At 65.1% G+C, this 22,028-nt stretch carries 21 protein-coding genes; 17 read left to right on the top strand and 4 right to left on the bottom strand.

Going from position 1 to position 22,028, the window contains the following annotated elements; translation table 11 throughout:
- Positions 1-87 precede the first annotated feature (87 nt).
- Entirely contained in the window at positions 88-1,599 is a 1,512-nt protein-coding gene (locus BCEP18194_RS24175; protein ID WP_011353895.1) for a PLP-dependent aminotransferase family protein, read from the bottom strand.
- Positions 1,600-1,725: 126 nt separating this feature from the next.
- Here BCEP18194_RS24175 and BCEP18194_RS24170 point away from each other — a divergent pair, with 126 nt between their 5' ends.
- From BCEP18194_RS24170 to BCEP18194_RS24115, 12 genes are all read left to right on the top strand, one after another.
- Positions 1,726-3,009 carry a 4-aminobutyrate--2-oxoglutarate transaminase gene (locus BCEP18194_RS24170; protein WP_041493448.1) on the top strand — a complete coding sequence of 428 codons (1,284 nt, stop codon included), beginning with the start codon at positions 1,726-1,728 and terminating at the stop codon, positions 3,007-3,009.
- A 92-nt stretch (positions 3,010-3,101) separates the two neighbouring features.
- Positions 3,102-4,571, top strand: a complete 1,470-nt coding sequence (gene gabD, locus BCEP18194_RS24165) for an NADP-dependent succinate-semialdehyde dehydrogenase (RefSeq protein ID WP_011353893.1) — start codon at positions 3,102-3,104, stop codon at positions 4,569-4,571.
- A gap of 455 nt (positions 4,572-5,026) precedes the next feature.
- Complete coding sequence (locus BCEP18194_RS24160) at positions 5,027-6,154, top strand: phosphoribosyltransferase domain-containing protein (RefSeq protein ID WP_011353892.1); 1,128 nt, start codon at positions 5,027-5,029, stop codon at positions 6,152-6,154.
- Entirely contained in the window at positions 6,144-6,902 is a 759-nt protein-coding gene (locus BCEP18194_RS24155) for a hypothetical protein (protein ID WP_011353891.1), read from the top strand. Before BCEP18194_RS24160 ends, BCEP18194_RS24155 begins: the two co-directional genes overlap by 11 nt.
- On the top strand, positions 6,895-7,989 hold the full coding sequence (locus BCEP18194_RS24150; RefSeq protein ID WP_011353890.1) for a cysteine protease StiP family protein: 1,095 nt from the start codon (positions 6,895-6,897) through the stop codon (positions 7,987-7,989). The genes BCEP18194_RS24155 and BCEP18194_RS24150 overlap by 8 nt, the downstream gene beginning before the upstream one ends.
- Positions 7,986-8,936 carry an HpcH/HpaI aldolase/citrate lyase family protein gene (locus tag BCEP18194_RS24145; RefSeq protein ID WP_011353889.1) on the top strand — a complete coding sequence of 317 codons (951 nt, stop codon included), beginning with the start codon at positions 7,986-7,988 and terminating at the stop codon, positions 8,934-8,936. The genes BCEP18194_RS24150 and BCEP18194_RS24145 overlap by 4 nt, the downstream gene beginning before the upstream one ends.
- 259 nt (positions 8,937-9,195) lie before the next feature.
- Positions 9,196-9,789, top strand: coding sequence for a TerD family protein (locus tag BCEP18194_RS24140; RefSeq protein WP_011353888.1), 594 nt, complete (start codon positions 9,196-9,198; stop codon positions 9,787-9,789).
- Positions 9,786-10,994: a TerD family protein gene (locus BCEP18194_RS24135; protein WP_011353887.1), complete on the top strand. Its 1,209-nt coding sequence runs from the start codon at positions 9,786-9,788 to the stop codon at positions 10,992-10,994. Before BCEP18194_RS24140 ends, BCEP18194_RS24135 begins: the two co-directional genes overlap by 4 nt.
- Positions 10,995-11,042: 48 nt before the next feature.
- Entirely contained in the window at positions 11,043-11,492 is a 450-nt protein-coding gene (locus BCEP18194_RS24130; RefSeq protein WP_011353886.1) for a tellurite resistance TerB family protein, read from the top strand.
- Positions 11,493-11,503: 11 nt separating this feature from the next.
- Positions 11,504-12,535: a TerC/Alx family metal homeostasis membrane protein gene (locus BCEP18194_RS24125; protein ID WP_041493163.1), complete on the top strand. Its 1,032-nt coding sequence runs from the start codon at positions 11,504-11,506 to the stop codon at positions 12,533-12,535.
- A gap of 28 nt (positions 12,536-12,563) precedes the next feature.
- Complete coding sequence (locus BCEP18194_RS24120) at positions 12,564-13,139, top strand: TerD family protein (protein ID WP_011353884.1); 576 nt, start codon at positions 12,564-12,566, stop codon at positions 13,137-13,139.
- A gap of 32 nt (positions 13,140-13,171) precedes the next feature.
- Positions 13,172-13,750 (top strand): TerD family protein, encoded by a 579-nt coding sequence (locus BCEP18194_RS24115; protein WP_011353883.1) that lies wholly within the window; start codon positions 13,172-13,174, stop codon positions 13,748-13,750.
- A gap of 118 nt (positions 13,751-13,868) precedes the next feature.
- Here the strand turns inward: BCEP18194_RS24115 and BCEP18194_RS24110 are convergent, their stop codons facing one another.
- Positions 13,869-15,413 carry a methyl-accepting chemotaxis protein gene (locus BCEP18194_RS24110; RefSeq protein ID WP_011353882.1) on the bottom strand — a complete coding sequence of 515 codons (1,545 nt, stop codon included), beginning with the start codon at positions 15,411-15,413 and terminating at the stop codon, positions 13,869-13,871.
- A gap of 60 nt (positions 15,414-15,473) precedes the next feature.
- Between BCEP18194_RS24110 and BCEP18194_RS41720 the strand changes: the two genes are divergently transcribed.
- Positions 15,474-15,611 (top strand): hypothetical protein, encoded by a 138-nt coding sequence (locus tag BCEP18194_RS41720; RefSeq protein WP_167316032.1) that lies wholly within the window; start codon positions 15,474-15,476, stop codon positions 15,609-15,611.
- Positions 15,612-15,826: 215 nt separating this feature from the next.
- Here the strand turns inward: BCEP18194_RS41720 and BCEP18194_RS24100 are convergent, their stop codons facing one another.
- Positions 15,827-17,371: a methyl-accepting chemotaxis protein gene (locus BCEP18194_RS24100; protein WP_011353881.1), complete on the bottom strand. Its 1,545-nt coding sequence runs from the start codon at positions 17,369-17,371 to the stop codon at positions 15,827-15,829.
- 324 nt (positions 17,372-17,695) lie between these two features.
- Here BCEP18194_RS24100 and BCEP18194_RS24095 point away from each other — a divergent pair, with 324 nt between their 5' ends.
- From BCEP18194_RS24095 to BCEP18194_RS24085, 3 genes are all read left to right on the top strand, one after another.
- Positions 17,696-18,553 carry a class I SAM-dependent methyltransferase gene (locus tag BCEP18194_RS24095; protein ID WP_011353880.1) on the top strand — a complete coding sequence of 286 codons (858 nt, stop codon included), beginning with the start codon at positions 17,696-17,698 and terminating at the stop codon, positions 18,551-18,553.
- On the top strand, positions 18,550-19,110 hold the full coding sequence (locus tag BCEP18194_RS24090) for a GNAT family N-acetyltransferase (protein WP_011353879.1): 561 nt from the start codon (positions 18,550-18,552) through the stop codon (positions 19,108-19,110). The genes BCEP18194_RS24095 and BCEP18194_RS24090 overlap by 4 nt, the downstream gene beginning before the upstream one ends.
- Positions 19,111-19,219: 109 nt before the next feature.
- Complete coding sequence (locus BCEP18194_RS24085) at positions 19,220-19,720, top strand: DUF523 domain-containing protein (RefSeq protein ID WP_011353878.1); 501 nt, start codon at positions 19,220-19,222, stop codon at positions 19,718-19,720.
- 89 nt (positions 19,721-19,809) lie between these two features.
- Here the strand turns inward: BCEP18194_RS24085 and pcaF are convergent, their stop codons facing one another.
- Positions 19,810-21,012: a 3-oxoadipyl-CoA thiolase gene (gene pcaF, locus BCEP18194_RS24080; protein WP_011353877.1), complete on the bottom strand. Its 1,203-nt coding sequence runs from the start codon at positions 21,010-21,012 to the stop codon at positions 19,810-19,812.
- A 227-nt stretch (positions 21,013-21,239) separates the two neighbouring features.
- Here pcaF and BCEP18194_RS24075 point away from each other — a divergent pair, with 227 nt between their 5' ends.
- The gene (locus tag BCEP18194_RS24075; protein WP_041493160.1) at positions 21,240-22,028 is read left to right on the top strand and encodes an IclR family transcriptional regulator; all 789 of its coding nucleotides are present in this window, start codon (positions 21,240-21,242) and stop codon (positions 22,026-22,028) included.

Raw genomic sequence — 22,028 nt, 5'->3', positions numbered from 1 at the left:
TTCCCGCACGTCGAGAGAGCATGACGCCGTCCCGCCTCGATGGCGGCGACGGGCATCGCAACGCCATGCCGCCACCGGCAGCACCGTTCAAGCCACCTCGACCACCTTGCCGAACGCCCGCTCGTCGATCGCCTCGGCGAGCGTCGCGAACGCGGTCGCGATCTCGTCCTCCGGCACGCACGCATAACCGAGCAGCAACCCCGACGCCGCCCGTTCGCGGTCCGCGTAATACCCGGACAACGGTCGCACGACGATATTGCGTTCGAGCGCGGCCTGCGCGACCGCGCGATCGTCGACGCCTTCCGGCAACTGCGTGACCAGATGCAGCCCCGCATCGCTGCCGAGCGCGTGCAGCGTGTTGCCGTAGCGTTGCGCGACCGCGTCGAGCAGCACCTCGCGGCGCTGCCCGTACAGCGTGCGCATCTTGCGGATATGCGACACGAAGTGCCCTTCCGCGATGAATTCGGCCAGCACCGCCTGCTGCAGCAACTGCCCTTCGCGATACAGCTCGGCGCTCGCGGTCGCGAAGCTTTCCGCGAGCGGCTCGGGCGCAACCAGGTAACCGACCCGCAACCCTGGGAACAGCGTCTTGCCGAAGCTGCCGACATAGATCACCTGCCCGGACGTATCGAGGCCCTGCAGCGACGCGAGCGGCCGGCTGCCGTAGCGGAATTCGCTGTCGTAGTCGTCCTCGATGATCCAGCAGCCGTGCTGGCGCGCATATTCGAGCAGCATCCGCCGCCGCGCGAGGCTCATCACCATCCCGAGCGGATACTGGTGCGACGGCGTGACGAGCATCAGCTTCGGCGGCTCGGCGAGATCGGCGGCCGACGGCGCGATGCCTTCGTCGTCGACCGGGATCGGCCGCGTCGTCAGCCCCGACACGTTCAGCACGCTGCGCACGCCCCAGTAGCACGGGTCCTCGGTCCAGATCGCGTCGCCGGGATCGGTCAAGAGCCGCACTGCGAGGTCGATCGACTGGTGGATCCCGGTCGTGATCACGATCTGCTCGGGCGTGCAGCGCACCGAGCGCGACGTGCGCAGGTAGTCGGCCAGCGCCTCGCGCAGCAGCGCGAGCCCGCCGCCCGGCGCGTAGGTCAGCAGGTCGGGGCGCAGCCGCCGCCAGTATTTGTTGTGCAGCCGCGTCCACACACGCGCCGGAAATCGCGACACATCGGGCACGCCCGGCATGAACGCGCCGCCCTGCCGTTTCGACACGCCGGCGCCTTCGACGAGCCGCGTGCCGCGCGCGGACAGCCGCCGCGCGGACGGCTGCACGAGCGCCGGGCGCGCGGCGGCCGCGTCGGGCGGCGCACCGACGATCTCGTCCGGCGCGCTGTCGGCGACGAACGTGCCGCGGCCGGTCGCCGAGTTCACGTAGCCTTCGAGCGCAAGCTGTTCGTAAACCTGCGTGACCGTGTTGCGCGCAATCCCGAGCTCGGCGGCCAGGAGCCGCGACGACGGCACGCGCGTGCCGGCCGGCAGTTCGCGCGACAGGATCGCCTGTTGCAGCAGCCGGTGAAGCTGCCGGTAGATCGGCTGTTCGCCGCCGCGCACGAGGCGCTGCGCCAGCCAGTCCGACAACACGCTCGCGCGCATGATTGGCTCCTGAATATTTATTGAAATGGCTCTGATTGCCAGAGCCAAATGTGATTATAGTCGCCTCCATGGGCTGTCGAAGCGCCCGATTTTCTACTCACCGGAAAGAACATCAAGGAGATGACCGTGAAGAATGCCGACCTGCAGGCCCGCAAGAACGCCGCCACCCCGCGCGGCGTTGGCGTGATGTGCGATTTCTACGCAGCCCGCGCCGAGAACGCGGAACTGTGGGATGTCGAAGGCCGCCGCTTCATCGATTTCGCCGCCGGCATCGCGGTGCTGAATACCGGCCACCGCCACCCGAAGATCGTCAAGGCGATCTCGGATCAACTGAACAACTTCACGCACACCGCTTACCAGATCGTCCCGTACGCGTCGTACGTCGAGCTGGCTGAAAAGATCAACGCACGCGCACCGGGCGATTTCCCGAAGAAGACCGCGTTCTTCACGACCGGCGCAGAAGCCGTCGAGAACGCGATCAAGATCGCGCGTGCGGCGACCGGCCGTCCGGGCGTCATCGCCTTCTCGGGCGGCTTCCACGGCCGCACGATGATGGGCATGGCGCTGACCGGCAAGGTCGCGCCGTACAAGCTGAACTTCGGCCCGTTCCCGGGCGACGTGTTCCACGCCCCGTACCCGAACGCCGTGCACGGCGTGACGACCGCCGACTCGATCAAGGCGATCGAGATGCTGTTCAAGGCCGACATCGATCCGAAGCGCGTTGCCGCGATCATCTTCGAACCGGTCCAGGGCGAAGGCGGCTTCTACGCGGCGCCGGCCGAATTCGTGCGCGCGCTGCGCAAGATCTGTAACGAACACGGCATCCTGCTGATCGCCGACGAAGTCCAGACGGGCTTCGCGCGTACCGGCAAGCTGTTCGCGATGCAGCACTACGACGTGCTGGCCGACCTGATCACGATGGCGAAGAGCCTCGCGGGCGGCATGCCGCTGTCGGGCGTCGTCGGCCGTGCGGACGTGATGGACGCGGCAGCGCCCGGCGGCCTCGGCGGCACGTACGCGGGCAACCCGCTGGCCGTCGCATCGGCCCACGCGGTGCTCGAGATCATCGACGAAGAGAAGCTGTGCGAGCGCGCGACGCAATTCGGCGACGTGCTGAAGGCGAAGCTGAACGCGCTGCAGGCCGACGTGCCGCAGATCGCCGACGTGCGCGGCCCGGGCGCGATGATCGCGGTCGAGTTCCTGAAGCCGGGCTCGGGCGAGCCGGATGCGGAATTCACGAAGCGCGTGCAGACGCGTGCGCTCGAGCGCGGCCTGCTGCTGCTCGTGTGCGGCGTGTACTCGAACGTCGTGCGCTTCCTGTTCCCGCTGACGATCCCGCAAGCCGTGTTCGACGAAGCGCTCGTGATCCTCGAGGAAGTGCTGAAGGAAACGGTCGGCGTGCCGGCCTGAGTTTCCGTCGACTTCATCAACTGAATGCGCCGCCGCCGTCTTCGTGACGGCGGCGGCCGTTTCATCCGTCCTATTCGAAGCAGGTGATTCATATGAGCACTGTTCAGGAAACCCTGGCACTGAAAGACCCGTCGCTGTTCCGCCAGCAGGCGTACGTCAACGGCGAATGGCAAGGCGCGACGAACGGCGAGACGTTCGAAGTCCGCAACCCGGCGACGGGCGGCCTCCTCGGCACCGTGCCGGCGATGGGCACGGCCGAGACGCGTCACGCGATCGAAGCCGCGAACGCCGCATGGCCGGCATGGCGCAAGAAGACCGCGAAGGAACGCGCGGTCGTCCTGCGCAAGTGGCACGACCTGATGATGGAACACGCCGACGACCTCGCGCTGATCCTGACGACCGAGCAGGGCAAGTCGCTGGCCGAAGCGAAGGGCGAGATCGGCTATGCCGCATCGTTCCTCGAATGGTTCGCGGAAGAAGGCAAGCGCGTGTACGGCGACACGATCCCGACGCCGGCGAGCGACAAGCGCATCGTCGTGACGAAGGAAGCGATCGGCGTGTGCGCGGCGATCACGCCGTGGAACTTCCCGGCGGCGATGATCACGCGCAAGGTCGGCCCGGCACTCGCCGCAGGCTGCCCGATCGTCGTGAAGCCGGCCGAGGCGACGCCGTTCTCCGCACTCGCGATGGCCGTGCTGGCCGAGCGCGCGGGCGTGCCGGCGGGCGTGTTCAGCGTCGTCACGGGCGACCCGAAGGCGATCGGCGGCGAGATGACGTCGAACCCGATCGTGCGCAAGCTGTCGTTCACCGGCTCGACGCCGGTCGGCCGCCTGCTGATGTCGCAATGCGCGGCGACGGTCAAGAAGGTGTCGCTGGAGCTTGGCGGCAATGCACCGTTCATCGTGTTCGACGACGCGGATCTCGACGCGGCCGTGCAAGGCGCGATCGCGTCGAAATACCGCAACAGCGGCCAGACCTGCGTGTGCACGAACCGCTTCTACGTGCATGAAGCCGTGTACGACCAGTTCGCGCAGAAGCTCGCGGCAGCCGTCGGCCAGCTGAAGGTGGGCCGCGGTACGGAGCCGGGCGTCACGCAAGGTCCGCTGATCAACGAAGCCGCCGTGCTGAAGGTCGAGGCACACATCGAGGACGCGCTCGCGAAGGGTGCGACCGTCGTGACGGGCGGCAAGCGTCACGCACTCGGCCACGGCTTCTTCGAGCCGACCGTGCTGACGGGTGTCACGCCGGCGATGAAGGTCGCGAAGGAAGAGACGTTCGGGCCGCTCGCGCCGCTGTTCAAGTTCGGCAGCGACGACGAAGTGATCCGCCTCGCGAACGACACCGAGTTCGGCCTCGCCGCGTACTTCTACAGCCGCGACATCGGCCGCGTGTGGAAGGTGGCGGAAGCGCTCGAATACGGGATGGTCGGCGTGAACACGGGCCTGATCTCGAACGAAGTCGCACCGTTCGGTGGCGTGAAGCAATCGGGCCTCGGCCGCGAAGGCTCGCACTACGGTATCGACGACTACGTCGTGATCAAGTACCTCTGCCTCGCCGTCTGACGGTTCAGGGCCTGGCACTTCGGTGACAGGCCCTGACCGCCCGGCCGGAACCGGGCGGTCCGACGCGGGCCGGCGTCCCTCTCCGTCGTGCCCGCGTCATCTCTCCCCCTCCTCGCCTCTCCCCCTCCGCACCTCTCCCCCTCCGCACCGCTTTCACGGGACCGCGATCCCCGCATCGGCTTTGGTCGAACGGCTGACCGCCGTCATCAGGCCACGCCAGGCCCACAAAGCCCCTCCTCTCGGACAAAACCGAAAAACTAAAGCCCTCGCGATATCGATACAAGCGTGCACGCACGAACCTTTCAAATTTGATACGATTCAATTTCATTTTGAAAGGTTTCGGGACACCGGACCGAGGGTGCCGGCGCCCGGCGCGAACACAGTCTGAACGACTGGGCACCAGGCGCAGGCGGTCCTCGTGAATCTTCGAGCCACGCCAAACGAGGATGCTGTTCATGGAAAGCCACGTAGGACCAACGTGCCTGCGCGCCCAACTCAAGCGGGGGTTGCTCGAGATCAGAGTCGACGCCGCCGCCCTGCCTCCTGCGAACCTGTTCGGTTTCGCAGAGCGCCGGAATCCCAAGCGAGCCTTCCTCTTCGTATCCAAGGTCCTGGGCCGTCACATCCCGGCGCGCCCGTCGATCATGGCCGCCAGCTTCGAGCGCCTGGCTGCCGGAATTCCGGCGGACCTGCCCGGACCAGTACTGGTGATCGGCATGGCCGAAACCGCCGTGGGTCTCGGTGCCGGCGTGCACCGCGCCTATCGTGCGGACCGCCCCGACAGCGTGTACCTCACCAGTACCCGTCATCCGCTCGGTACCGAAGTCTTCGCTCGATTCGACGAAGAACACAGCCATGCGAGCGCTCATCTGATCCACGTGCCGGTCGATCCCGAGATTCGTGACCTGATGCTGAAGGCGCGATCGCTGGTCCTGGTGGATGACGAAGCCTCCACCGGCAAGACCTTCCTGAACCTGCACCGCGCACTGGTCGAAGCAGGTCTGAGCAACGTCGAGCGAGTGGTCACCTGCGTCCTGACGGACTGGACTGCCGGTACTGTTCGTCAATCCATCGGGGAACCGGTCACCGCGGTATCGCTGCTGACCGGCTCCTACCGGTTCCACGAGGATCAGTCCGCGCCCCTCCCGGATATGCCGAACGTCGGCGCCGTTTCCATGAGCGCATGGCCTCTCTCGCCCCGCCATGACTGGGGGCGCCTGGGCGTTCGGGATGTGGACGACACGCTCGCGCCGGACGTTCAGGTCCAGCCCGGCGAGAAAGTCATTGTCGTCGGTACCGGCGAGTTCGTCTGGCGGCCCTTTCTGCTGGCGGAGCGCCTGGAGCGATCCGGCGCGGATGTCCATTTCAGCTCGACCACCCGGTCCCCCATCGCCCTGGGCCACGCGATCGAGCACGCGCTGTCGTTCCCCGACAACTACGGCCTCTGTATTCCGAACTTCCTCTACAACGTGAAGCCCGGCCAGTTCGACCGGGTCCTGATCTGCACGGAAACGCCCGCTCAGGCACTACCTGCAGCGCTCGTCGAGGCACTGAAAGCCGAGGTGATCGTCGATGAGCGGTAATCGCCCCCTGGCATTCGTCGACCTCGACGACACCCTGTTCCAGACCGCCCGCAAGATGGCGGAAGGCGTCCCGCGAACGACGGCCACGCTGGACGTGCAAGGTCAGCCAAACGGCTTCATGAACCCGGTCCAGCACGCGTTCATCACGTGGCTGCTGGCCACCGCCGACGTCGTTCCGGTCACCGCGCGCAGCGTGGAGGCATACGGCCGCGTCATGCTTCCCTTCGCCGAAGGCGCAATCTGCTCGCATGGGGGCGTCATGCTCCGTCCCGACGGATCGCTCGATCGAAGCTGGCACGGGCAAATGGTCGAGGCCCTCCGGAGCGTTCAGGACCGGCTGCCGGCACTCAGCGAGGCCACGCTGGGGATCGGCAGGGCGCTCGGCTACGCGCTCCGCAGCTGGGTGGTGGAAGAAGAAGGCTTGCGCCACTACGTGGTGGTCAAGCACAACGAGTCCGACGACTCGGTGCTCGCCGAGGTGCTGGCCGAAGTCCGGTCCCGGCGCATGTTGGACGGCATGCACGTTCACGCGAACGGCAACAACCTCGCCTTCCTGCCAACGGGGCTGGCCAAGCGCGCGGCCGTTCACGAGTGGTTGCGCCGCGACCGTGAGATCCACGGCGAGCGACCGGTCCTGGGCTTCGGCGACAGCATCACCGATCTGGGGTACATGGACCTCTGCCACATGTGGGCGACACCGGCGCGCAGCCAGCTTGCGAATTGGGTGACGGGGACGATCCATGGGTAATCGCCTCGCGAGCCTGAACACCGTCGGCAGCGGCAGCTACGCTCCCGAAGACGTGCACTTCCTTCTGCGACACGTGCGGATGAGCGTCACCGACGTCGAGGAGAAGGAGCGTCTGATTCAGACGAATCAAAAACACTACTCGGAAATGATCGGCCTCGAGCAGGCGCCCACCGACGTGCACAAGCGCCTTTACGCCCGCGCGCTGGTGCAGAACGGTGCCCGCATGGCTTCGGATGTGCAGTCCCTCGCGATGGCGCTGAGTGCCGCTTACACCGGGCCGGATATCGCTCTGGTCTCATTTGTTCGCGCCGGCCTGCCGCTTGGCGTGCTGCTGCGCCGGGCACTCGTGGAGATGGGGCGCGACGCCCGCCACTACGGGATCAGCATCATTCGCGATCGCGGGATCGACACGGTTGCGCTGGAAGCCGTCATCCGGTTGCATGGCGCCGAAAACATCGTCTTCGTAGATGGCTGGACCGGCAAAGGTGCTATTTCCGGCGAACTCGCACGGACCCTGGCGGGCGACACGCGCTTCCCTGAAGGTCCGCGCCTCGTGGTTCTGGCAGATCCGTGCGGCCGCGCATGGCTGGCTGCCTCCGCGCAAGACTGGACAATTCCGTCCGGCATTCTCGGTGCAACCGTGTCCGGGCTGGTGTCCCGCACCATCTGGCCGGCTCAAGGCGGCCTGCATGGTTGCGTGGTCTACGAACACCTGCGCGAACACGATGCCACGCGCGAGTTCATCGACAGGATCGACACCGAACGCCGGGCGCTGGCAAACGCTCGTCCTGCCGTTCCGTGGACCAACGATCAGCGACTGACGCTCCAGGCGTCCGCGGACGACGTGGTGTCGGCGTTGGCAACCCGCTTCGACATCGGCAACCTGAACCGCGTGAAACCGGGTATCGCCGAGGCAACCCGGGCGGTCCTGCGCCGTGTGCCGGATCGCGTCCTGGTACGTGACCGCAATGACAGCGACGTTCAGTTGCTGCTGCACCTCACCGAACGCGCGGGCGTGACGGTAGAGGAAGCGGGCGCCGATCTGGGTCCGTACCGCGCGGCAACAATCATTCGGAACGCGAAATGATTAAAACCATTTCTCCGTTCGCCCTCGGGGCGACTCTGTACATGCCGGCCACCCGCAGCGACATTCTGGAGGTGGTGTCCGGCGCCAGGATCCCGGAGCTGCGCTCGCTGGTGGTCTGTCTGGAAGACGCGGTGGCGGCAATCGACGTCGAAAGCGCACTGGCGAACCTGCAGGCGCTCCTCATGAATATCGATGCCCGGGGAGGGCGCGCCGAATCCGGTCCGTTGCTGTTCGTTCGGCCACGCGATGCCGCGATGGCGGCGGTGCTGAACGACTGGCCGCTGATGAAGCACGTCGATGGGTTCGTCGTACCCAAGTTGACCCTGCAATCCCTGTCGTCGTGGGAGAACGCGGTCAGTCGTCCTGACCTGTACCTCATGCCCACACTGGAGACGGCCGACGTTTATGACCCGGGCGCAATGGTCGAGCTTGGCTCGGCCCTGAAGGCCAACCTGAACCGACGCATCATCGCGCTGCGAATCGGCGGCAACGACCTGATGGGTTGTCTTGGTCTGCGGCGCAATCCGGCCACCACGATCTACAGCACGCCCATCGGCTACGTGATCCCCATGCTTGCCGGAATCATGGGGGCTCAGGGCTTTGCCCTGACCGCCCCCGTATTCGAGCAACTCGCCACGCCCCATCTCCTGAACGAGGAATTGGAACTGGACATCGCTCATGGCCTGGTAGGGAAGACGGCCATTCACCCGAGCCAGATCCGCATCATCCAGGAGGCGCTGCGCGTGAGCCTCGAGGACTTCAACTGCGCCACGCTGATCGTCAACGATGCGGCCCCCGCCGTTTTCAAGCACAACGACGCGATGTGTGAGCCGGCAACCCACCACAAGTGGGCGGTCAACATCCTCGAACGCGCCAAGTGGCATGGAGTGAGGCCCACCGCCCCGAGTAGCAGCGAGCACGGCGTCCGACTGGCGGAGGCCGGCTGATGAGCGTGGACACGCGTGAGGCTGGCCCAAAAGAAGCACGACCTACGGTTGTCCGCCGACTCGATGTCGGCCGAGCGGCAGCGGCAACTTGCGTCCGGACCACGCGTTCGCGGCGGTCGCGCAAGACGCGTCATGGCGACTCTTTCCCCGTGTGGCGGCAATCCCGTTCACGGTTTGGCAAAGCCGGGACTGGGGAATGTGATTCCGTCCGATCCCTCGCACGAACACTGAACACTGAAGATCAACAAGGAGCGTAAAGATGGCACTCACCCTGAGCAAGAATCAGAGCATCTCGTTGGAAAAAACCGCGGGCCGTGGCTTGACCTCGATCAGTCTCGGCCTGGGTTGGGACCCGGTGAAGTCCGGTGGCTTCTTCTCGAAGATGCTGGGTGGCGGCAGCAACGACATCGACCTCGATGCATCCTGCATCCTGCTGGACGGCGACATGAAATCCGTCGATCTGGTCTGGTTCCGGCAACTGGAATCCAAAGACGGCGCCATCGAGCACTCCGGCGATAACCTGACGGGTGAAGGGGATGGCGACGACGAAACCATCCACGTCGACCTGCAGCGCCTGCCGGGCACCATCCAGCACCTGGTGTTCACCGTGAACAGCTTCCGCGGCCAGACGTTCGACCAGGTCGAAAACGCCTACTGCCGCATCCTCGACGACTCCCAAAACCAGGAGCTGGCGCGCTTCAACCTGGCGGAGAAAGGTCGCCACACCGGTGTCGTCATGGCTAGCCTCAGCCGTGGCGGCGGCGGCTGGGAATTCAAGGCGATCGGCCAGTCCACCCACGGCCGCACCGCGGACGATCTCGTCAATCTGGCGATTCAGGCGGTGCGAGCATGACGACGCTGGTACCTGGCGGCAATGCGCCGGTTGCCACCGGCCAATTGCGTGTGGACATCAACTACGCGCCGATTCCAGGCGCGGAGATCGATATCTCTGCATTCGCGCTCACCTCTGTCGCGAAAGTCCGAGGCGATGGCGACATGTGCTTCTACGGCCAAACCAGTGTCCTGGGTGGCGCGGTTCAGTTGACCACCACGACGGCCGGCCGGGCAACGTTCACCGTGGATCTCGCCCGGATCGACCCTGCCGTCGAGAAAGTCGCGCTCACCGCGACCATCCATGAGAACAAGGCGACCTTCGACCGCGTTTCGATGCTGGCACTGGCCGTTACGGGCGGGATCGAGGCGCGGATCCCGACGGCCGGGATGAATGAGACCGCGCTGATCCTCGGGGAGTTTTACCGCCGTCAGGACGCGTGGAAGTTCCGCTGTGTCGCACAAGGATTTGCCGGCGGCCTGGAGCCGCTGGCAAAGCACTTCGGAGTCGACATTGCTGCGCCTTCCGCTAGCCCGACGCAGACTCCTCCCGCGCCGGCCCCGGCGCCCGTACCGGCGCCAGCGCCCGCACCGGTACCGTCTGGCGCGCCGACGTCCACGATCCGGCTCAGCAAAATCACGCTCGACAAATCACGCCCCAGCATCAGTCTGGAGAAGACCGCTGCCGGCTTCGGTGAAATCAAGGTGAACCTGAACTGGAACCAGGGCACGAGTGGCCTGCTCGGCGGCTTCCTCGGAAAACGCAATGCCATCGACCTGGACCTGGGTTGCCTGTTTGAAATGCAGGACGGACTCAAAGGGGCCGTGCAGGCGCTCGGCAAGCGTTTCGGCGATCTGCGGGAGGAACCCTACATCCAGCTGATGGGAGATGACCGTACCGGCTCGGTTGCCGATGGCGAGTGGCTTCGCATCAACGGGCAACAGTGGAACAAGATCGAACGCATCCTGATTTTCGCGTTCATCTACGACGGCGCTCCGAACTGGAAGGCAACTGATGGTGTTGTAACCATTTTCGTGCCTGGCCAGTCCGAAATCGAAGTTCGCATGAACGAGGAGGGAGGCCGCCACGGCATGTGCGCGATTGCCCTGCTTGAAAACGTGAACGGGGCCGTCAAGGTCTCGCGTCGCGTCGACTTCCATCCCGGACACGAGGAAATGGATCGTGCCTACGGCTGGGGTATGCGCTGGAAAGCAGGCTCCAAGTAACCATTGACCCGGCGGGGCCGTCCGGCCCCGCTCACAGAGAGAAAACACATGCTCGATTGGCTGAAAACCAACGCGGCCAAAGCCCGCGAAACCTTGACCATCGAAGTCGCCAAATTCAAGAACCGGACGTTCATGGAGGCAACCGCCAATGCGTGCGCGCTGATCTCCGCCGCGGATGGCGAGATCAAATCCGAAGAGAAGCTGAAGATGGTCGGCTTCATCAACAACTCCCCGGAATTGAAGGTCTTCAACCTGAACGACGTGATCAAGGTGTTCAGCGACGCCTGCGGCAAGTTCGAATTCGATTTCCAGATCGGCCAGGCCGAGGCGCTGAAGGCCATCGGCAAGATCAAGGGCAAGGACGGAGAAGCACGCTTGCTGGTGCGCGTGGCCTGTGCCATTGGCGCATCCGACGGCCATTTCGACGACAAGGAAAAAGCGGCTTGCCGCCTGATCTGCCTGGAACTCGGCTTGAACCCGGTCGACTTCGAACTGTAGGAAACCGAAACGTGGAAACGACACACATTGGCTTTCCGCCGTTGACCATGGCCGTATTCGTCGGGCTGGCGCTGGCCGCCCTGCTGCTGGACATGGTTACCCACCGCGACGACAAACCGATCACCCTCGCCCGGGCGTCCATCTGGTCGATATTCTGGGTGGCCATCTCCCTTGCATTCGCCGGCTTCCTGTACGTGCAGCATGGCGCGGAAGTAGCCAGCCTGTTCCTTACCGGTTATGCACTGGAGAAGGTCCTCTCCGTCGACAACCTGTTCGTCTTCATGGCGATCTTCGCCTGGTTCAAGGTCCCGGACGGCCTGCGTCACCGCATCCTGTACTGGGGCATCATCGGGGCCATCGTATTCCGCGGTGTCTTTGTCGTCATCGGTACCGGCCTGCTTGCATTCGGCCCGTGGGTCGAGATCGCCTTCGCGCTGATCGTCGCGTGGACCGCCGTCATGATGCTCAAGGGCGGTGACGACGATGACGAGGAGAAGGATTACTCCCAGCATCTTGCTTGCCGCTTAGCGAAAAAGCTCTTCCCCGTATGGCCCAGGCTGCACGGCCACAACTTCTTCGTGAGCCGCAAGACGCTCGAGGCGGAAGGACGGACGGCCGGGAACGACAAGAGCCTGACGGCGAAAGGCAACCTCTTCGCCACCCCGCTGTTCCTCTGCCTGGTGGTGATCGAAGTGTCCGACGTCCTGTTTGCATTCGACTCGGTCCCGGCAGTCATTGCGGTCAGCCGTGAACCTCTGATCGTCTACTCGGCGATGTTGTTCGCAATCCTTGGCCTTCGCACCCTGTATTTCGTCCTGGAAGCGCTGAAGCGCTACGTGGTGCATCTGGAAAAGGCCGTGGTCGTCTTGCTGTTCTTCATCGCAGCGAAGCTGGGCTTGAACGCGACCGACCATCTGTTCCACCACGGCATCAGCATCTCCCCGAACACCAGCCTGCTCATCGTGCTGATAGTCCTGGCTATCGGAATCCTGGCCAGCGTGATCTTCCCGAAAAAGGAAGACGCGCAAGCCGAACATCAGTAACCCGTCACAACCCAAAGGAGCTGTTTTCATGGCACTGACTCTTCAAAAAGGCGGCAACCTCTCGCTCTCCAAAACCGACCCGAGCCTGACCAGGATCCTGGTTGGCCTGGGCTGGGACCCGCGCGCGACCGACGGCACCGAGTTCGATCTCGACGCCAGCGCGTTCCTGCTGGGGGCCAACGGCAAAGTCCGCGGTGAAGCCGACTTCATCTTCTACAACCAATTGCGCAGCCAGGACGGTTCTGTCGAACATACCGGCGACAACCGTACCGGCGCTGGCGACGGCGACGACGAAGTCCTCAAGGTCGACCTGAGCCGCGTTCCGGCCGACATCGACAAGATCGCCTTCACCGTCACCATCCACGACGCCGAAGCGCGCAAGCAGAACTTCGGCCAGGTCAGCAATTCGTTCATCCGCGTCGTGAACGAGACCTCCGGTGCAGAGGTGGTCCGCTACGACCTGGCGGAGGACGCCTCCACCGAAACCGCGATGATCTTCGCGGAGTTGTACCGCAGCAGCGGCGAGTGGAAATTCCGCGCCGTGGGCCAAGGCTACGCCGGCGGCCTGCGTGCCCTGGCCAACAGCTACGGCATGAACTTCTGAGCGGTCTCCTCACCTGAACAAGGAATCACACCATGGCTGTCAGTCTGTCCAAAGGCGGTAACGTCTCCCTGTCGAAAGAGGCCCCGGGCCTGAGCGAAGTCGTCGTCGGCCTGGGCTGGGACCCGCGCGTCACCGACGGCACCGAGTTCGACCTCGACGCCTCGATCTTCGTCACCGGTGAAAACGGTAAAGTCCTGAGCGACGCCAGCTTCATCTTCTACAACAACAAGAAGTCTGCCGACGGTTCCGTCGAGCACCTAGGCGACAACCGTTCCGGCCAGGGCGATGGCGACGACGAACAGGTCAACGTGAAGCTCACTGGCCTGGCGGCCGACGTGAAGAAGCTGGTCTTCGCCGTCACGATTCACGATGCCGAGGCTCGCAAGCAGTCATTCGGCCAAGTGAGCAACGCCTATATCCGCGTCCTGAACAAGGCCGACAGCAAGGAAATCGCGCGCTACGACCTGTCCGAAGACGCTTCCACCGAAACCGCCATGGTCTTCGGCGAGCTGTATCGCCACAACGACGAGTTCAAGTTCAAGGCGATCGGACAAGGTTTCACCGGTGGCCTGAAGCCTCTGGCAGAAGCTCACGGTGTGAGCATCGGTTAATCCGAAAGGCAGGAAAATCTCCAGCTTGACTGGTCGCGCCGTTCAGTTCTCGACTGAACGGCGCACGCCACGCACGACGTCGGTCGAAATGCGTGAAGACCAACGGCTCAAGCCACGTTCACCGAAACACGTTCACCGCTTCCACCAACCGCGTCGCCTGCTGCTTCAGGCTTTCCGACGCCGCCGTACTCTGTTCGACCAGCGCCGCGTTCTGCTGCGTGATGTTGTCCAGATGCACGACCGCCTGGTCGACCTGCGCAACCCCCGTGCTCTGCTCCGCCGTCGACGAGCTGATCTCCGCGATCAAGTCCGACACGCGCTTCACCTGCGTGACGATATCCTCCATCGTCTTGCCCGCGCCATCGACAATCCGCGCGCCCGACTCGACGCGATCGACACTCGCACCGATCAACGTCTTGATCTCCTTCGCCGCATTCGCGCTACGCTGCGCGAGCGCCCGCACCTCACCGGCAACCACCGCGAAACCACGCCCCTGATCGCCCGCGCGCGCCGCTTCCACGGCCGCATTCAGCGCAAGGATGTTGGTCTGGAACGCGATGCCGTCGATCACGCCGATGATGTCCGCGATCTTGCGCGAGCTTGCCGTGATGTCGTTCATCGTTGCGACGACCTCGCTCACCGCCTGCCCGCCGCGCCCCGCCGCTTCGCTCGCGGACACCGACAACTGGTTCGCCTGCAGCGCCGTCTCCGCATTGCTCGACACGGTCGCCGTCATCTCGGCCATCGACGCAGCCGTCTGCTGCACGCTCGTCGACGCCTGCTCGGTGCGCGCGCTGAGATCGTTGTTGCCCTGCGCGATCTCGTTGCTCGCGCGCTGCACGTTCAGCACCTGCTCGCTGACATCGTCGACGAGCCAGCGGAACATCAGCCCAAGCTGGTTGATCGTGCGCAGCGTCATGCCGATCTCGTCGACGCGGTTCATCCGCACGCCGCTGCGGCTCTCGCCGGTCGCCACACGCAACGCCTCGTCGCGCAACTGCATGAGCGGGCGCGCAATCTGCGCATCGAGCCACAGCCCCGCGGCGGCCGCCGCGCCGGCCGTCACCGCCGCGAACACGGCGAGCCCTCCACCGGCCAGCCCGCACGCCCAGCCGCCGGCCACCACGACCGGCGCGAGTACGCACAGCGACGCATGGAGCCGCGCGCGCACCGACATCGTCTGGAACAGCGACGTGAAACCGGCCACGCCCTTGCGGACGATCAGCCCCTTGTGGAAATGCCGGTTGCCGGCCCGCCCTTCGCGGAATTCCTTGTAGAGCGCCTCCGCGGCCGCGATCTCGTCGCGCGTCGCCTTCGTGCGCACCGACATGTAGCCCTTCGGCTCGCCGTTGCGCATCACCGGAATCGCGTTCGCGCGCACCCAGTAGTGATCGCCGTTCTTGCGGCGGTTCTTCACGAGCGCGGTCCACGGCTCGCCGCCCTTGAGCGTCGCCCACATGTCGGCGAACGCCTCTTTCGGCATGTCCGGATGCCGCACGACGTTGTGCGGCTGGCCTTCGATCTCTTCGGGAGAAAATCCGCTGACCTGGATGAAGGCCGCGTTCGCGTAGGTGATGTAGCTGTTCGCGTCAGTGGTCGACATCAGCGTCGCGTCATCGGGAAAATCGAATTCGCGTTGCGTGACGGGCTGGTTGTTGCGCATGGTGTGGAGCTCCGGGTAACGGATCTTGCGTCCGCTTGTCGATTGATTCGAGACCCGCGCATGACGGTCGATCCGCATGCGAGTTGGTCTGGCCCCTGCGCTTTCGGCAAATTCCACGAAAACATTATGGTGTATTCGGGAAAATATGCATTAGAAATGCATGATCTTGTTTTTACCGAACAATCTGTTTATGGATGAAACTAAACGCCATACCGGGTAACGGTTTGACGGTCATTCGCCTGATGATCAAGCGCAATTTTCCCAATAGCAGCTCAATCCATAAACGCAAAATCTTGAATACGAATATGTCTTGTTCGGCGTATTTTCGATTGAATGGGAAAAACTGAACGCGCATTGCGCGCGTCAATCCCGATGCATTGATCGGGCGCGCACATTCGTGCGCGCCCCGGCGATCACCGGAACACGTTCACCGCATCCACGAGACGCGTCGCCTGCTGCTTCAGGCTCTCCGACGCCGCCGTACTCTGCTCGACCAGTGCCGCGTTCTGCTGTGTGATGTTGTCCAGATGCACGACCGCCTGGTCGACCTGCGACACGCCGGTGCTCTGCTCGGCCGTCGACGAGCTGATCTCCGCGATCAGGTCCGATACGCGCTTCACCTGCGCGACGATGTCCTCCATCGTCTTGCCTGCCTCGTCCACACGCCGCGCGCCCGATTCGACGCGGTCGACGCTTGCGCCAATTAGCGTCTTGATCTCCTTCGCCGCATTCGCGCTGCGTTGTGCGAGCGCCCGCACCTCACCGGCGACCACCGCGAAACCGCGCCCCTGTTCGCCTGCACGTGCCGCTTCCACGGCCGCGTTCAGCGCAAGGATGTTGGTCTGGAACGCGATGCCGTCGATCACGCCGATGATGTCGGCGATCTTGCGCGAGCTGGCGGTGATGTCGCTCATCGTCGTGACGACCTCGCCCACCGCCTGCCCGCCGCGTCCGGCCGCTTCGCTCGCCGACATCGCAAGCCGGTTCGCCTGCAGCGCGGTCTCCGCGTTGCTGTCGACGGTCGCCGTCATCTCGGCCATCGACGCGGCCGTCTCCTGCACGCTCGACGCCGCCTGCTCGGTGCGCGCGCTCAGGTCGTTGTTGCCCTGCGCGATCTCGTTGCTCGCGCGCTGCACGTTGTGCACCTGCTCGCTGACGTCATCGACGAGCCAGCGAAACATCAGCCCGAGCTGGTTGATCGTGCGCAGCGTCATGCCGATCTCGTCGACGCGGTTCATTCGCACACCGCGCCGGCTTTCACCGGTCGCGACGTTCAGCGCCTGGTCGTGCAGCCGCTTCAGCGGACGCACGATCTGCGCATCGAGCCACAGGCCGGCCGCCGCCGCCACGCCGACCGTCACGCCGGCAAACGCCGCGAGCCCGCCGCCGGCCAGCCCGCATGCCCAGCCCGCGCCGACGACCGCCGGCGCGAGCACGCACAGCGCCGAATGCACGCGCGCACGCACCGACATCGTCTGCGACAGCGACGCGATGCGCAGCAGCCCCGTGCGGATCACCAGCCCCTTGTGGAACCGGCGCTGGCCCGCCTTGCCTTCGCGAAACGCGCGATACAGCGCATCGGCGGCCTCGCTCTCGTCGTGCGGCGCCTTCGTGCGCACCGACATGTAGCCCTGCGGCTCGCCGTTGCGCATCACCGGAATCGCGTTTGCACGCACCCAGTAGTGATCGCCGTTCTTGCGGCGGTTCTTCACGAGCGCGGTCCACGGCTCGCCGCGCCTGAGCGTCGCCCACATGTCGGCAAATGCTTCGCGCGGCATGTCCGGGTGGCGCACCGCGTTGTGCGGCTGGCCGACGAGTTCCTCGTTCGTGAAGCCGCTCACCTGCGCAAACGTCGTGTTGGCGTAGGTGATGATGCTGTCCGCGTCGGTCGTCGACATCAGCGTGACGTCGTCGGGAAAATCGAATTCCTGTTGGGTAACGGGCTGGTTATTGCGCATGCAAGGCTCCGAAAAGCGGATCTGACGTCCGCGTCGCGCTGACTTCACGCTCAGTAGCCGAAAAACGGTTTATCGCTTTACGACGGTCTTCATCTTACTGTCGGCATATTGGGGAAAAACCTTACCCTTTCTTCGCATAAAATATTCAATTCGGCGGCCGCCATGATTTCGATCAAATAATCCGGCAATATTCGCCGCGCAGGTTCATCCGCATGTCACGGCGCACCGCCCAGCCCCATCGCACGGCACGCCTACGGCGTCGGCCGTTGCACGCGGCGAAACGATTCCGTCTATCCTGCTCCATTCAATCGGCATTCGAATTCGATGAAAAAGGCATTGCACGAACTGAATCGGCTGTCCTGGAATACGGCGACAGTCGCGCATAACAGCCATAAAGGCGATCAGGCCGCGTTTTTCCGTGAAGGCGGCTCGACGCTCTTTCCGGAAGAACGCGAACTGCTCGGCGACGTCAGCGGGCTGCGGCTTCTGCACCTGCAGTGCAACGCGGGGCAGGACACGCTGAGCCTCGTGCGCGACGGCGCGGATGCGACGGGCGTCGACATCTCCGACGAAGCGATCGCGTTCGCACGGCAACTGTCGACCGACGCGGGCCTGCCGGCGTGTTTCGAGCGCGCCGACGTGCTCGACTGGATGCCCGAGGCCGCCGCGCGCGGCGAGCGCTTCGATCGCGTGTTCACGTCGTACGGCGCGATCTGCTGGCTGTCCGACCTGAACGCGTGGGCGCGCGGGATCGCCGCGCTGCTCGCGCCGGGCGGCCGTTTCGCGATGGTCGAGTTCCATCCGTTCGCGCTGTATTTCGACGAACACTGGAAGCCGCACTACGACTATTTCAAAGGCGACGCGACCGAGGAGCCAGCAGGTGTCGGCGATTACGTTGCCGCCTCCGGCACGGGGCTCGGCGCGCAGCACGACCATCCGGGCGTCGTCGATTTCGCTAACCCGCATCCGAGTTACGAGTTCATGTGGGGCATCGGCGAAGTCGTGAACGCGCTCGTATCGGCCGGGCTCGCGATCGACCGCCTGACCGAATATCCGTATGCGAACGGCTGGAAGGGCTTCGACGGCATGCGCGAGCTGGACGGCCACCGGATGGTGCCGCCCGACGGCATGCCGCGCCTGCCGCTGATGTATGCGATCGCCGCGCATCGGGAGGCCGCATGACGCGCCGCACCGCCGCCGAACGCGACGCACTTTCGGCACGCCTGCTCACGCGCGACGAAGTGCCGCTCGTGTGGACCATCGACCGGCGCGAGATCATCGAACACCTGTATGTGCTGCGCGACGGCGCGCTGCAGCTCGTGCCCGACTTTTATGACGTCGCGGGCTGGCCCGACGGCGAAGCCGACCACTACACGCCAATCCTGCTCGACTGCCACGATCGCGGCGGCTGGTGCCTCGGCAGGTTCGACGGCGCACGGCTCGTCGCGGCGGTCGTCGTCGACAGCCAGCCGCTCGGCCCGCACAGCGACATGCTGCAATTGAAGTTCCTGCACGTGAGCCGCGACTGGCGCGGCTGCGGGCTCGGCGAGCAGCTCTACCGCGCGGCCCGTGAGCAGGCGCGCGCGATGGGCGCCGCACGCCTGTATGTGTCGGCCACGCCATCGCAGAACACGATCGACTTCTACCTGCGGCTCGGCTTCACGGTCAGCACATCGCCCGACCCGGCGCTGTACGCGCTCGAGCCGGAAGACATTCACCTGGAAGGGCCGACAGCCTGACGCACCGGCACGCGGGCGAAGCGTAGAATTTCCCGCTTTGCCACTGCCGCCATCGGCCATCACGGCATCACGGAGAGCGAAATTGCAGAACGAAGCGCAGCCACACGCCATGCCGAAAATCCTCGTCAGCATGTGCGTGGTCGGTCATCCGGTCCGTTACAACGGGTCGGCCAAGACCGCCGCACACGAGGCGCTCGAACGGTGGCAGCGCGAAGGACGTCTCGTGCCCGTCTGCCCCGAACTGGCCGGCGGCTTCAGCGTGCCGCGCCCACCCGCCGAAATCGCCGGCGGCGAATCGGGGCAGCGGGTGCTGTCGGGCGCTGCGCGCATCGTCGACGTGAACGGAACGGACGTGACGGCACCGTTCGTGTCCGGTGCGCATACCGCGCTGGCCCTCGCGCGCACGCACGACTGCCGCTTCGCGATCCTGGCCGACGGCAGTCCGTCGTGCGGCAGCACGTTCATTTACGACGGGAGTTTCGAGAACCGGCGGCACACGGGCGCCGGTGTCACGGCGGCGTTGCTGCGCGAGCATGGCATCGAAGTGTTCGCGGACACCGAGATCGACGCGCTCGATGCGCGCCTCAAGCAGTTGTCGCAGGCCGGTTAACGACGATGCGCGGCACGAGGATTCTCGTGCCGCGCATCGATTCGAATTGAGCGAAGCGGTAACGCGGCCGCTTCACCCCGAGACGCGGGTCAGACGCGCTCGATCGCGATCGCGATGCCCTGGCCGACGCCGATGCACATCGTGCACAGCGCGAAGCGGCCGTTCGTGCGATGCAGCTGGTACATCGCGGTCGTCACGAGACGCGCGCCCGACGCACCAAGCGGATGGCCCAGTGCGATCGCGCCGCCGTTCGGGTTCACGCGAGGATCGTCATCGGCAACGCCGAGCATGCGCAGCACCGCGAGACCTTGCGATGCGAATGCCTCGTTCAGCTCGATCACGTCGAACTGGTCGATCGTCATCCCGAGCCGCGCGAGCAGCTTCTGCGTGGCCGGCGCGGGGCCGATGCCCATCACGCGCGGCGCGACGCCGGCCGTCGCGATCCCGAGCACGCGTGCGCGCGGCGTCAGGCCGAAGCGCTTCGCGGTTTCCTCGTTCGCGAGCAGCAGCGCGGCGGCGCCGTCGTTGACGCCCGACGCATTGCCGGCCGTCACCGAGCCGTCCGGGCGAACGACGCCCTTCAGCTTCGCCAGCGTTTCGAGCGACGTCTCGCGCGGATGCTCGTCACGCGACACGACCACCGGATCGCCCTTCTTCTGCGGAATCGTGACCGCGACGATTTCCTCGGCGAGCGTGCCGTCCTGCTGCGCACGCGCGGCCTTCTGCTGGCTGCGCAGCGCGAACAGGTCCTGGTCGGCGCGGCTGATGTTGTAGTCGACCGCGACGTTCTCGGCCGTCTCCGGCATCGAATCGACACCGTGCAGCTGTTTCATCAGCGGATTGACGAAGCGCCAGCCGATCGTCGTATCGTAGATGTCGGCCTGGCGCGCGAACGCGCTCGCAGCCTTGCCCATCACGAACGGCGCACGCGTCATGCTCTCGACGCCGCCCGCGACCATCAGCGCGGCCTCGCCGGACTTGATCGCACGGGCGGCCACGCCGACCGCATCCATCCCGGAACCGCACAGGCGGTTGATCGTCGAGCCCGGCACGCCTTGCGGCAGCCCAGCGAGCAGCGCCGACATGCGCGCAACGTTGCGGTTGTCCTCGCCGGCCTGGTTCGCGCAGCCGTAGATCACGTCGTCGATCGCCGTCCAGTCGACGTCGCGGTTGCGCTCGACGAGCGCCTTGAGCGGCACTGCGCCCAGATCGTCGGCGCGCACGCCGGACAGTGCACCGCCGTAGCGCCCGATCGGCGTACGGATCGCATCACACAGAAAAGCTTCGGTCATCAGTGTCTCCGCTCCCAGGACAGGCTGGGGAATGAACAGGGCGCGCCCCTTGCATTGCCCGCCGGGATGCGCTTAAATGTTCTATATACGAACATAAGATCGTGTATCGAACGTTCAACGCATCATAGGGAGTGCGGGGACGACCTGTCAAGCGCCCGGTCCGCCGGGCGGTTGGCGTGTCAGGCCCCATGCGCTATCTTCTCGGCTGCACGATATTCCCATCGCTCATGACAACCGAAGACACTCAGACGAAACCCGGCGACTCCTATGTCCAGTCGTTCGCACGCGGCCTCGCGGTGATCCGCGCGTTCGACGCGGCCCGTCCGGAGCAGACACTCACCGAGGTCGCCTCGGCCACCGGGCTCACGCGCGCGGGTGCGCGCCGGATCCTGCTCACGCTGCAGACGCTCGGCTACGTCGAAGCCGACGGCCGGCTGTTCCGGCTCACGCCGAAGATCCTCGAGCTCGGCTTCGCGTACCTCACGTCGATGCCGTTCTGGAATCTCGCCGATCCCGTGATGGAGCAGTTGTCCGCGCAGATTCACGAAAGCTGCTCGGCGGCCGTGCTCGACCGCACCGAGATCGTCTACGTGCTGCGGGTACCGACTCGCAAGATCATGACGATCAACCTGTCGATCGGCAGCCGGCTGCCCGCGTACTGCACGTCGATGGGCCGCGTGCTGCTGTCGGCGCTCGACGATGACGCGCTCGACGAAACGCTCGCGCAAAGCGGCATCCGTGCGCATACGCCGCGCACGATCACCGACCTCGGCGAACTGAAGGCGGCGATCGCGCAGGTGCGCCAGCAGGGCTGGGCCGTGGTCGACCAGGAGCTCGAAGTGGGCCTGATGTCGCTGTCCGCGCCGATCCGCAACCGGCGTGGGCAGATCATCGCGGCGATGAACATCAGCGGCAACGCGCAGCGGCATACCGCGAAGCAGATGGTGAAGGAGTTTCTCGGGCCGCTGCAGCAGGCCGCGCAGACGGTGTCGGAGCTGGTGGCGCGGCGGGGGTGA

It is taken from the genome of Burkholderia lata (assembly GCF_000012945.1).
GTDB classification, from domain to species: Bacteria; Pseudomonadota; Gammaproteobacteria; order Burkholderiales; family Burkholderiaceae; genus Burkholderia; species Burkholderia lata.
The sequence above is the reverse complement of the archived record's forward strand: the minus strand, read 5'-3'. Positions and strand labels throughout refer to the sequence as shown.